Raw genomic sequence first — 12316 nt, forward strand, 5'->3', positions numbered from 1 at the left:
GGCCCTGACCTCCGCTGTCCCGGGCCGCGCCGTCAGTGCCGCGTGCCAGGATGGATGCGTGCCGCAGACCCTGTTCACCACGCCGCTCATCGGCCGGGACGACGAGATCGCCCGGCTCGCCACGCTGCTGGAGCGCGCCCGCGGCGGCGAGGCCCGGGCCGTGCTGCTCGCCGGGGACGCCGGCGTGGGCAAGACCCGGGTGCTGGACGAGGTCGCCGGACGGGCCGCCCGGGCCGGGATGACGGTCCTCACCGGTCACTGCGTGGACCTCGGTGACGTGGGGTTGCCCTATCTGCCGTTCACCGAGGTGCTGGGTGTGCCGGCCGCCGACGAGCGGTTCGCGGACGTCCTGGCCCGGCACCCGGTGGTGGACCGGCTGCTCGGCGCGGGCTCGGACGCCACGCGGGACGACGGCGGCCCGACCCCGCACAGGGACAGTGGGGGCGGGCGGCTGCGACTGTTCGAGGGCGTGGCGGGGCTGCTGGCCGATCTGTCGGAGATCGCTCCGCTCCTCCTGGTCCTGGAGGATCTGCACTGGGCCGACCAGTCCTCACGGGATCTGCTGCGGTTCCTGCTCAGCCGCGGCATCCTGCAGCGGCCGGCGGGCGGTGCGCCCACCCACCGGCTGGCGGTGTTCGCCTCCTACCGCGCGGACGACCTGCACCGCCGCCATCCCCTGCGCCCCCTCCTGGCCGAGCTGGTGCGGCTTCCCGCGGTGGAGCGGCTGGAGCTGCGGCCCATGGCGGACGCCGAGGTGACCCGGCTGGTGCGCGCGCTGCAGGACCGTCCGCTGCCGGAGGCCACGGTCCGCGGAATCGTCGCACGCGCCGAGGGCAACGCCTTCTACGCGGAGGAACTGCTGGCGGCCACGGACACGGAGGCGGGCGGCGTGCCCAGCGGCCTTGCCGACGTCCTCCTCATCCGCATCGAGCAGCTGTCCGACACCGCCCAGCAGGTGCTGCGCACGGCCGCGGTCGCCGGCCGGCGCGTGGAGCACGACCTGCTGAGCGAGGCGGTCGGGCTCCCCGAGGACGAGCTGGAGGCGGCGCTGCGCGAGGCGATCGGCCGGCAGCTCCTCGTCCCCGGGCACGCCGACACGTATGCCTTCCGGCACGCCCTGGCCCGGGAAGCGGTCTACGCGGACCTGCTGCCGGGGGAACGGGCCAGGCTGCACGGCGCGTTCGCCCGCCTGCTCGCGGGACGCGGGCACCCGGCCGAGAGCGCGGCCGAGCGCGCCCACCACTACCGCGAGAGCCATGACCTGGCCGAGGCGCTCGCCGCCTCGCTGGAGGCGGCCGGGTACGCCGGCCGGGTGGGCGCGCCCGCCGAGGAGCTGCGGCATCTGGAGACCGCCCTCGACCTGTGGGAGTCGGTGGACCCGGCGGCCCGGCCCTCGGGGGACGGCGTCGACCGGGTGACGCTCACCCTGCGCGCCTCGGCGGCGGCCGCGCATGCCGGTGACTCGCACCGTGCGGTGTCCCTCACCAGGGCCGCGCTCGCGAGCATCGGCCAGGACGCGGACTCCGAGCTCGCCGCCCGGGTCCGGTACACCCTGGCCGGCAATCTGATGAGCGTCGACAGTCTGACGGCCGCGTTCGGCTACAGCAGCGAGGCGCTCGACCTGATCCCCGCCGAGCCGCCGACCCGGACCTGGGTGTGGGCGGCCGCCACGCACGTGATCGCCGCCCGCCACATCGGGGAGAACGAGACGGCGCTGCGGGTCGCCCGCCAGGCCCTGCGCGTCGCCGAGCAGCTGCGGGTCGCGGACGCGCAGGCCGACCTCCTGGTCTCGCTGGCCATCCTGGAGGGCGGCGGGCGGCGCACCGCCGAGGGCCGTGAGCGGCTGCGGGAGGCCCGCGAGCTGGCCCGGCAGGCGGGGAACGCACCGGTGGAGATGCGTGCCCTGTTCAATCTCGCCGTCGGCTGCTTCGAGTCCGGTGACCTCGACGGCTGTCTGCCGTGGGTTGCCGAGGGCCTGGACCGTGCCCGCCGGGCCGGGCTGCTGTCGTCGCCGTATCCGCTGGAGATGCGCTATCTGCAGCTGTTGGTGCTGTACACGCTGGGCCGCTGGGACGAGTGCCTGCGGACCGCGGCGGACGATGTCGCCGTGCTGCCGTCGGCGGGCGCGTACGCCATGGGTCCCGCGCTGTATGTGGCGCTGGCCCGCGGTGACCTGGGCGCGATGGATCGGGCCAGGGTTCTGCTGGAGGGACCGTTCGACTGGATGGCCACACTGGTCGCGGGCATCGCGCTGACCGAGGCCGCCGTGCTGCGGGGTGAGCCGCAGGAGGCCGTGGAGCGGACTCGGGCCACGGTGGAGGCACTGACCGACGAGACGGGTCACCGCCCCGACCTCTCGGTCCGGCTGGCGGCCCTCGCGCTGTCGGCGGTCGCCGACGCGGCCGTGGACCTGCGCTCGGGCGGCGGCGCCTGCGACCACTGGAAGGACACCGCGGACGAACTGGTCGAGCTGGCCCGGGAGACAGCCGTGCGCGGCGAGGACGGCACTCCCCAGGGCCCGGAGGGGCTGGCCTGGCTGGCCCGCGCCGAGGCGGAGTGGCTGCGGGCGGTGTCCGGGCCGGACGCGGCGGCCTGGGAGAAGGCGGTCACGGCGTTCGGCTACGGCGATGTGTATGAGCGGGTGCGCTGCCAAGTGCGTTTCGTGGAGGCCCTGTTGGCGGCCGAGCGGCGTGCGGAGGCGGCCGCTCAGGCACGCGAGGCACACGCGGTGGCCGAGCGGCTCGGCGCGGCGCCCCTGCTGGAGCGGCTGGACGGTCTTGTACGCCGCGGCCGCCTCGCCGACGCCCCGTCGTCGGACGGGGAGCGCCCCTCGCCGCTCACCCCCCGCGAGCAGGAGGTGCTGCGGCTGCTCGCCCGTGGCCGCAGCAACCGGCAGATCGGCGAGGCGCTGTTCATCACCGGCAAGACGGCGAGCGTCCACGTCTCCAACATCCTGGCCAAGCTGGGTGCTTCGAGCCGTACGGAGGCCGTGGCCATCGCCTACCGGGAGGGGCTGATCGCGCCGGAGCCGACGGCGTCGGGCTGATTCCGGCCGCCGGGGTGCTGCCGGGCGGTGCAGTCGAGGCTCTTGAGGTCGACGGCGTCGGCCATGGCCTGCATGCCCTTGTCGTTGGGGTGCAGATGGTCCCCGCCGTCGAAGACGGGGAGGACGCGCTCGGGGTCGTAGGGGCTGCGGAGGACGTGGTCGAAGTCGGTGACGGCGTCGAACTCGTCGCTGCCGCGGACGAATTCGTTGACCTCCCGGCGGACCGTCTCGCCGGCCGGATCCCATTCCGACCAGCCCTTGAACGGGGCGACGGTGGCGGCCACGACACACCTGCCGGCCGCGTGGACCCGCTCGGCGATCTCCCGGTAGCCGGTGATCAGGTCCCGGGCGGTGACTCCTGTATGGGCCTTGATGTCGTTCACACCCTCGAAGAGGAAGACGGTACGGACGCCGGGCTGGGAGAGGACGTCGCGCTGCAGACGGTTCAGGGCACTCTGGCCGCCGCCGTCCGCCAGGACCTTGTTGCCGGAGATCCCCTCGTTCGCCACTCCTTTGACGTCGCCGCCGGCGGTCCGCAGCCGGCGGGCGAGGTAGTCGGGCCAGCGGCGGTCGAGGTCGGTGGTGGACTGCCAGCCGTCGGTGATGGAGTCGCCGAGAGCGACGACGGCCGCGGTGCCCGCGGGCGGCCGTACGGAGACGGCGTCCAGGTAGAACCAGGAGCCGATCGCCTCCGTCCAGTGGGCGGCGCTCTCCTCGGCGGTGTGGTCGCCCTGGGTCGTGTAGGACGTCTGCATGGCCATCCAGTGACCGGTCGCGGGGCCCGCCGCGTCCGGTGTGTGGATGCTCACCACCAGGTCGGTGGCGGCGGGGGTTCGACCTGGCAGGGGGTCGCTGAGGGCGACGGCGCCCGCGGGGACGGTGACGGAGCGGGCGCCGCCGAAGGTCAGCCGGCGGTTGCTGCCGGGGACCAGTGAGGCGCCCTGCTGCCGGATGCCGGCGTAGACGCTGTCGAAGGTCACCGGCCGGTCCCCGAAGGCGTTGGAGAGCCGGATCCGCAGGCCGCTGCCCGCCGCGCTGGTGCGGACGACCAGCCGGTAGCCGCGGTCGGCGGCCGAGTCGCCCATGCGGTCGGCGCTCGCGCCCCAGGTGACAACCCAGCGGTGGTCCTCGGGCGCTCCCACGACGGTGAACTCGGGCTGCTCGCCGGACGCGTGCACCGGCGTGGCCTGGACGGCACCGGCCAGCAGCAGGAGGGCGCCGAGGCGGCCGGCTCGGGCGAGGCGGGCCCTCACCGCGCGAGGTCCTTCAGCGTGACGGAGCCGCCGGGGGCCAGGGTCACGGACCGTGAGGCGTCGCCGTACGCCACTGTCGTGGTACGGCCGCCGACGCTGCGGATACGTGCCTCGGTCGGTCTGCCGTCCTTCCAGTGCAGGTCGACGAGGAAGCCGCCGCGGGCCCCGATGCCCTTCGCCGAGCCCGACTTCGCCCAGGCGTCGGGGAGCGCCGGCAGGAGTTCGAGGTGACCCGGGCGGGAGTACAGGAGCATCTCGATCACGGCCGCCGGGGTGCCGAAGTTGGCGTCGATCTGGAAGACGCCGTTTCCCTTGCCCAGTTCGTAGATGTCGAAGAGGTTGGCGGCCGTGCCGTTGCTGCCGTCGGTAGAGGGGCGGAGGTTGTTGACGATCAGCTGGTACGCCTTGTCGGCGTTCTTCAGGCGGGCCCAGCACAGGCTGCGCCAGGCGTTGGCCCAGCCGAAGCTCTCCATGCCGCGGGCGGTGAGCAGGGCGGTGGCGCCGGCGACGATGCCGGCCGGGGTGGAGCCGTCGGGACGGATGCGGTCACCGGGGAAGAGACCGACGAGCGGGGACAGGTGCCGGTGGGTGGTTTCGCCGAGGTTGTCGGGGGACATCCACTCCTCCAGCCAGCCGGTCCTGGGGCTCACCTGCGGGAGATACAGCTGTTTGCGGAGGCCGGAAACGGTAGCCGCGTAGGTATTGTCCCACTGCAGTTCGGCTGCCGCAGTGCAGTAGTTGCCGAACAGCGCCCACACCAGTTCCTGAGCGTAGGTGATCCCCTTGGCGTCGAGCGGACCCTGTTCCGGTGACCAGTCACTGTCGGCGATCAGCACCTCGCGCGTGGTGCCCGGGAGAGTGGTGGTGAGCAGTCGTGCCTCCCAGAACTCGCAGGCACCCTTGAGCAGGGGGTAGATCTTCTTCAGGTGGGACCGTGACCCCGTGAACTCGTAGTGCTCCCACAGGGTGTTGCACAGCCAGGCGTTGCCCGCGGGATGCCACCACCAGCCGCCTCCGCCATAGGGGTTGGTGGAGATGGCGACCGTCCAGCCGGCGTTCTTGCCGCTGGAGTTGCGGTAGCGGTTGCGGGAGTCGTCGAACAGGCGGCGGGTCAGGTCGGTCCAGGAGGGGACCTGGGCGACGCAGTAGTCGGTGAACGCGTCGAAGCACACGGAGACGCCGGCCCGGTCGGCCATCCAGTAGTTCATCTGGATGTTGATGTCAGTGTGGTAATCGCCCATCCAGGCCGGGTCGTTGCCGTCGAGCCAGAGCCCCTGGAGGCCCAGCGGCAGGCTGCCGCGCGACCCGGAGATCATCAGGTATCGGCCGAACTGCACGTAGGCGGCCTCGAGTTCGGGGTCGGGGTCGCCGGTCGCCGTCCGTGCCTTGAGCCGCTCCCAGGTGTCCAGGGAGCGTTGCCCCGCGGACGACGTGCCCAGTGAGAGGTCGAACGTCTCGAACAGGGCCCGGTGGTCGACAGTATGGGTGCGCAGCAGGGTGTCCGCCGAGTGGGTGGCGGCGTCGCGGACCTTGGTGCGCGCCAGCTTCTTCGGGTCGAGGGTGGGGTCGCGGTAGCCCTTGGCCGCGTCCGGCGCGTAGTTGGTGCCGCCGCTCACCACCACGGTGAGGTCCTTGCAGCCGGCGAAGGCGATGTGCGAGCCGCTGACCGTGACGCGGCCTCCGGTGCCGTACGCGGTGACGGCTGCTCCGTACTTCAGGCCGTTGGGGAACGCGGCACCGAAGGCGACCGAGGCGCCCTCGTCGTGCATGCCCTCCAGCGTGACCGTGCCGGTGTGGCGACCGCCTCCGCTCTGTGTGAAGTGCAGGACGATCACGTCGTCCGGGCGGCTGGCGAAGATCTGCCGCCGGTAGGTGACGCCCGAGCGGACGTACGACGTGGTGACCAGGCCCTGCCCGAGGTCGAGGGTGCGACGGTAGCCGGAGACCTTGCCGAGGTGGTGGTCGGGGAGGTCGACGGTGAGCCGGCCGAGCAGGGTGAGGGAACCGAAGTCGTCGCGCCCGTAGGGGAACTGGCCGTCTGCGTCCAGCTCGTCGTTGAGGCCGCCGGTCCACAGGGTGGCGTCGGTGAGGAGGAGGAGTTCACGGCCGGGGTCGTTGCCCGCGAGGGCGCCGAGGCGGCCGTTGCCGACCGGGAGCCCCTGTTCGATCATGGAGCTGTCGTCGGCGGGGGCCTGCCACCAGAGTGTGTGGCGCGAACTGCTCTCCTGCGAGGCCGAGTTGTCGAGCCGCTGCGGTGCGGCCGAGGCGGTGAAGACGGGGAGAGCGGCCAGGGCCGCTCCGGTCGTCGCGGCGAGGGCGACCAGGTTGCGTCTGGGCAGCAGGTGGGGCGGATCGGTGTTCATGGCGGCTCCTGGAGGGCGTTCAGGACGACTTCGGTACGTCGATCCGGTCGATGTCCGGCGCGTAGCCGTTCCCGCTGTCGAAGGTGATCGTGTTGGAGCCGGCCTTGAGGGTCAGCGGCACGCTGACCGTTTCGGCGGTTCCCCAGTCGCCGGTGGAGGGGAACCTGTGGCTGGTGCCGCCACCTCCGTTGGCCGAGACGCCGGCCGAGCGGGCGTCACCGCTGATGTAGGCGATCTTCACCTGGTAGGTGCCGGCTTCGGGGACGACGATGTCCTTGAAGGTGAGCTTGCCGCCGAGGTAGAGGTTGCCGACCTTCTTGCCGCCGGAGCAGGTGGAGCAGTCGGCGACGGAGGCGTTGCCGGCGAGGGTGTTGGCGGGCGATTCGGCCTCGTAGCCGGTGAAGGCGAGCGCCTGGCCGTGCGGGGTCACGGTGAACAGGCGGGAACCGTGGGCGGGCAGGGCCTGGGTGACCTTGTCCTGGTGGGTGCCGAGGTTCTCGTGGTTCCACAGGTCGCGGACGGCGGCCTTTCCGGTGAAGCCGAGGGAGGCCCAGGAGGCCGAGACGGCGGCGGGTGAGTCGGCGAGGTTGAACAGGGCGACGGTGTAGCTGCCGTCGGGGTTCTTCGCGGCCCACACCTGCTGTGGGTCGGAGGGGGTGAGGGGCCGTGCGGGCGGGGTGGTGCCCTGGTTGACGGCGATGACCTCCTCGTTGGTGAGCAGGGACAGACCGTAGGAGTCGAGGCGGGTGAGGTCGTCGCCGGTGTAGAGCGGGGACTTGGCGATGGCCCACAGGGTGGCGTAGCTCTGTCGTTCGGCTCGGGTGAGGCCGTCCATGGCGCCGTTGCCGACGTCGAGGGAGTCCAGGTCGTTCCAGCCGCCGGGGCCGGCGTGGCGGGTCCAGCCGGGGGTGTCGTCCCAGCGGTCGTCGACGGAGTTCTCCCAGCTGACGAGGGTGTTGCAGTAGCACTCGACGTCGGTGTCGATGCGCCAGCCCTGCGCGTACTTCTTCCAGTCGGCGGCATGTCCGATGTCGAGGGACCAGGACAGTTCGAGGTGGACGGGGCGGCCGGTGGCGGCGATCGCCTTCTTCCAGGCGGCCACGTCGGCAACGTTGTCGTACTGGTCGCCGCTCTTTCCGGAGCCCGGTCCGACGCCGTCGAGCTTGAGCAAGTCATAGCCCCAGCCGGCGAGCAACTGGGCCTGCGCGTCTATGTACTTCTGCGTGCAGGGTCGGGAGAAGTCGAGTTTGTAGGAGCTGTCCCAGCCGTTGGTGGTGCGCAGGTCGTTGTAGACGACGTCGGCGGTGGTGCAGCCGTCGGCGTTCCGGACGGGCGTCTTTCCCCCGCCGTACGCCTCCTTCTCCAGGCCGGCGGGCAGGTAGATGCCGGCTTTGAGGCCCTTGCCGTGGATGCGGTCGGCGACGGCTTTCATACCGCTGGGGAAGCGCTTCGGGTCGGCCTTCTGCCGACCGTACTCGTCGTACTCGGGCTTCCAGGTGTTGTCGCGCCACCACCCGGCGTCGATGTTGACGTAGTCGTAGCCGTACTTCTTCAGTTTGGCGGCCAGGGCGTCGGTCTGCCTGGTGACGTTCGCCTCGGTGAGGTAGCTGTAGTCGCCGTCGGGGTTCAGGCCGGGGTATTTGGACGACTGCATGCTCCAACTCGACCAGCCCATATAGGGCTTGGCCGCGACGGCGGGCGCGGCGGACACGGTGGACGTGGTGGTCCCGGTGGTCTCGGCGTGGGCCGCGGGGGCGACGGTGACGGCACCGGCGGCGAGGGCCAGGACCACCGCGGCTCTCAGGGTGCGTGCGGGCATGACGGAGTACGAGGATGACCGCATGGGCCGTACCTCCAGGGGGAGTTGGTTCAGCGGCTCGGTGGTGGGTCGTCGGGGGCGATGAAGGACTGGATCGCGGTGGCCGCGGCCCCGCGGGCCCACTCCTCGAAGGGGAGCGGGCGGGTCTGTACGTCGCAGTCGGCGGCGGAGCCGAAGGCGGCCGCGGAGAAGGTGTCGCGGATCTGCTCGGCGAACAGGTCGTAGGCGGCGAGCCCCTCACCGGAGATGATCACGCGTTCCGGGCCGAGCAGGTTGGCCACGGTGGCGATGCCCCGGCCGATCGCCTCGCCCGCCCTCGCGTAGGCCTCGCGGGCTCCGGCGACTCCTTGGTGGGCCAGCGCCACGGCCTGGGCGGTGTCGGCGACCTCGATGCCGGTGGTCTCGTGGATCCGGCGGACGATCGCGGCGTCCCCCGCGATCGCCTCCACACAGCCGCGGTTGCCGCAGTGACAGGCAGGCCCTGCCGGGTCGACGGTCACATGGCCGATCTCACCGGCCACGCCGTGCGCGCCGGCTATCACCCGGCCGTGCACCACGAGGCCGCAGCCGATGCCGGCGCCGACCGTCACCACGGCGAAGTCGGACAGGCCCACGCCGGCCCCGAACCACTGCTCGGCGACGGTCAGGGCGCGTACGTCGTTGTCGACGGTGACCGGCAACCCCGTGGTCCTGGCGGCGAGTTCGGCGAGCGGTACGTCCCGCCACTCCAGGAAGGGCGAATAGCGAACGGCGCCCTCGGTGCGGTCGACGTCGCCGGAGACGGCGACGCCGAGGCCGAGGACGGGGGCGCCGAAGTCCTCGGCCTCGGCGAGCAGTTCGCGCACCAGCTCCGCCAGTGGGGCCAGCACGGCCTCGGTCGACCGGTCCGTCAGCGGGACGCGCCGGTCGAGGCGGATACGGCAGCACAGGTCGGTCAGCACTCCGATGAGCTCGCCGCCGGTCACCTTGACCCCGATGAACAGCGCTCGCCCGCCGTCGACGCGCACCAGGCTCGCGGGCCGGCCGAGGGCGGGGCGCGCCTCCTCGTCGGCGGCCTCCACCAGATAGCCGGCCGCCAGCAGCGGACGGACCGCCTTGGTGACGGCGGCCGGGGACAGCCCGGCGCGCCGGGCGACCTCCAGCCGGGTGAGGGGCCCCTGGGACAGAACCGTGGTGAAGATCTGCGAGGCGGCAGGCGTGTGGGCCGGGAACGTCTCGACGGGCGAAGTGGACCGCATGGCCGGGAACCTAGGTGCCTTATTTTCCGCTGTCAATAAAAGAGACAGGAATCGCCCGCAGGTTGACTGTGAGGTTTCGGTGGCCTTCAAATGACGGGTGAGGCGGGGCGGTTGACATCTGATCCAGCCACGTCGGTGCCGGCGTGCACCATCGCCCGTATGACGACGATCGACTGGCGCGAGCTGACCCACGCCTACGGCTCGGCCGCGGACACACCGGGCTGTTCGCTCTTCTCGGGGGCGGCGAGGACGACGTGGTGTGGAGCGACCTGTGGTCCGCGTTGTGCCATCAGGGGCCCGTGTACGACGCGAGTGGGGCGGCGCTCTCGATGCCGGCGGACGTCGCGCGGGGCCGCGTTCCGGGCGAGCCCTTCCAGGCGGTGATCCTGGCGGGGGCGATCACCTCATACGAGGCCGATCCGCGTCGTGAGCCGCACGGCCGTGAGATCGGCGAACGCGCGACGTGGCCCGCGTGAAGCGAAGTGCCTGAAGCAGAGGGCCTGAAGCAATGAGGCTGAGCCGGGCACCCCGCTGTACGGGGTGCCCGGACCGGTGCCCTCGGTCGGAGGGCACCGCTCAGCGGTGCCCGGCCGGGGTGTTGGCCAGGGTGACGTTGACCGCGGCCCAGGCCTTGTCCACCGTCAGGTACTCGGTGCTGTTCGGCCCGTAGAGGTCCGTGGCCGCCTTCAGCGTCGCGACGCGCGCGTCGTGGAAGTCGGTCGTGGACACCATGTAGCGGGTCAGCGCCCGGTAGAAGATGGCCGTGGCCTTGGTGCGGCCGATGCCCTTCACCGTCGAGCCGTCGAAGGTCGGCGAGTCGTACTTGACGCCGCCGATCGTCTTTCGGCCGCTGCCCTCGGCGAGCAGGTAGTACGCGTGCGAGGAGACGCCGGAGCCGGCGTGCACCTCGGCGTCGTACGCCTGGGGCGACCAGTAGTCGATCGTGCCTTCGAGCTTGTCGAGGGACGGGTGGTCGAGCCGGCGCAGGAACTTCTGGTCCAGGCCCATCTTCTCGCCGATGAGGTAGTCCGGCTTGTCCGTCGCGTTGTTGGTGAAGAACTCGACGTTGGAGCCGAAGACGTCGGCGAGGGACTCGTTCAGCGCGCCCGGCTCACCGTACTGGTTGCCTTGCTCGTCGACGCGGGTGGGCTCCAGCTTGGCGGTGGCGTCCACCACGCCGTGGGTCAGCTCGTGACCGGTGACGTCCAGGGCCACCAGCGGCTTCTTGAACAGGTCGCCGTCGCCGTCGCCGTAGAGCATGCAGTCGCAGTCCGAGTCCCAGAACGCGTTGGCCACCTTCTTGCCGAAGTGGACCATGGCCTGGGCGCCCTTGCTGTTGTTCTCGATGCCCTTGCGACCGAAGGTCTTCTTGTAGAAGTCCAGGGTCTTGGTGACGCCGTACTGGGCGTCGGCGGCCGCGCTGTTCCGGTTGGAGACGGTGCCGTTGCCGAAGACGTCGTTGGTGGTGGTGATCTTCTTGCCGCGGGAGAAGCTCTCCAGCTCCTGGCCCTTGGCGTCCCGGGTCTCGGTTCCCCAGCGGGTGGGGTCCTTGAGGAGGTAGGTGGTGCGGGCCGTGCGGGTGGTGGTCAGCGGGACCTTGCCGACGAAGATGGACTTGCCGGTGCCGTTCGCCTTGGACGGGTAGCGGGTGGCGGCGGCCGCGGCGGGCATCGCCGTGAGGCCGGCGGCCCGCGAGCCGGTGCCCGTGGCGGGGTCGAGCTTCTCGCCGCGCTCGCGCAGGGTGTCGAGCAGGTGGGGCGAGAGGAACTCGTCGTTGTCGGGCGTGTTGCTGCGCACCTTGCCGGTGACGGCGTCGATGACGACCGTCCGGGAGCCGCCGGCCTCGGCGGTGTCGCCGCCACTGACCGGCACCTGGTAGGCGAGGGCGGACGCGCCGTCGCGGGCGTCCACGACGAGTTCGGCGGTGCCGGCCTCACCCTTGGCGACCGTCGCCGCCTTCTGCTCGGCCTGGTCGGCCGACAGCTTGGCGGCGGTGGCCGCAGGGGGCTTGACGGTATGTCCGGCGGCCCGGGTGACGCCCGAGTACGCCGACTGCTCGGTGAGATGGACGACGAGGTCGCCGCCGAGGACCGGCATGCCCTGATGGACCCGGGTGAACCGGACGTGCCGGGCGCCCTCCGGATCGATCATGACGTCCCCGGCCTGCAGTTCGTCCCCCTGGGAGACGCCGGTCGCCGATGCGTGGGCGAAGGCGGCGGCGCGGGCGGCGGACACCACGGACGCGGCCGAGACGCCGGCGGTGGCAGAGGTGGTGTGGCCCGTCCCCGTGGCGGGGCCCGCGAAGGCGGTGCCCGCGAGGCCCGTGGCGGCCGTCGTCACGGCGACAGCGACCGCCACGTTGCGTATGTGCGGTCTACGCACTGATGAGGGTTCCTTCCTTGCCAGACGGCCGGGATCGCCAACCGCCTTGAGGCATGGCGCCGTTGAGCGCCATAGGGGCTGGTCGGGCCCCGGGAAGAAACCCTTTCGGATGAGTCATGTCCATGTAAAGACTAAAAAACCTGTTTCCGTGCGATACATGGCAATACTTTACAAATCCACACCGCTCAGTGATCAGCGGGTGACCAACTGTGCGG

7 protein-coding genes are annotated in these 12316 nt (G+C 71.7%); 2 read left to right on the top strand and 5 right to left on the bottom strand.

Annotated features, from left to right (window positions below; genetic code table 11):
• The first annotated feature begins 58 nt into the window (after window positions 1-58).
• A complete protein-coding gene (locus tag ACYUED_RS01980; protein WP_491290589.1) occupies window positions 59-3046 on the top strand; it encodes a helix-turn-helix transcriptional regulator in 2988 nt (995 codons plus the stop codon).
• On the opposite strand, the gene ACYUED_RS01985 is transcribed toward ACYUED_RS01980, so the two are convergent.
• The 4 genes from ACYUED_RS01985 to ACYUED_RS02000 are packed head-to-tail and all read right to left on the bottom strand — an operon-like array spanning window position 3001 to window position 9719.
• Window positions 3001-4299 (bottom strand): SGNH/GDSL hydrolase family protein, encoded by a 1299-nt coding sequence (locus ACYUED_RS01985; protein ID WP_491290590.1) that lies wholly within the window; start codon window positions 4297-4299, stop codon window positions 3001-3003. The genes ACYUED_RS01980 and ACYUED_RS01985 overlap by 46 nt on opposite strands.
• Window positions 4296-6662 (bottom strand): glycosyl hydrolase family 95 catalytic domain-containing protein, encoded by a 2367-nt coding sequence (locus ACYUED_RS01990; RefSeq protein ID WP_491290591.1) that lies wholly within the window; start codon window positions 6660-6662, stop codon window positions 4296-4298. Before ACYUED_RS01990 ends, ACYUED_RS01985 begins: the two co-directional genes overlap by 4 nt.
• Before the next feature lie 19 nt (window positions 6663-6681).
• The gene (locus ACYUED_RS01995; RefSeq protein WP_491290592.1) at window positions 6682-8505 is read right to left on the bottom strand and encodes an alpha-galactosidase D; all 1824 of its coding nucleotides are present in this window, start codon (window positions 8503-8505) and stop codon (window positions 6682-6684) included.
• A gap of 26 nt (window positions 8506-8531) precedes the next feature.
• A complete protein-coding gene (locus tag ACYUED_RS02000; protein ID WP_491290593.1) occupies window positions 8532-9719 on the bottom strand; it encodes an ROK family transcriptional regulator in 1188 nt (395 codons plus the stop codon).
• A 143-nt stretch (window positions 9720-9862) separates the two neighbouring features.
• Here ACYUED_RS02000 and ACYUED_RS02005 point away from each other — a divergent pair, with 143 nt between their 5' ends.
• On the top strand, window positions 9863-10195 hold the full coding sequence (locus tag ACYUED_RS02005; protein WP_491290594.1) for a hypothetical protein: 333 nt from the start codon (window positions 9863-9865) through the stop codon (window positions 10193-10195).
• A 100-nt stretch (window positions 10196-10295) separates the two neighbouring features.
• Here ACYUED_RS02005 and ACYUED_RS02010 read toward each other — a convergent pair whose 3' ends face one another.
• Window positions 10296-12101, bottom strand: a complete 1806-nt coding sequence (locus ACYUED_RS02010) for a M4 family metallopeptidase (RefSeq protein ID WP_491290595.1) — start codon at window positions 12099-12101, stop codon at window positions 10296-10298.
• Window positions 12102-12316: the final 215 nt, after the last annotated feature.

Source organism: Streptomyces sp. DF42, from assembly GCF_058267695.1.

Excerpts from the sequence above, each read along its gene's own strand:
- ACYUED_RS01990 (WP_491290591.1), bottom strand. The coding sequence starts at position 6,662 with ATGAACACCGATCCGCCCCACCTGCTGCCCAGACGCAACCTGGTCGCC.
- ACYUED_RS01995 (WP_491290592.1), bottom strand. The coding sequence starts at position 8,505 with ATGCGGTCATCCTCGTACTCCGTCATGCCCGCACGCACCCTGAGAGCC.
- ACYUED_RS02000 (WP_491290593.1), bottom strand. The coding sequence starts at position 9,719 with ATGCGGTCCACTTCGCCCGTCGAGACGTTCCCGGCCCACACGCCTGCC.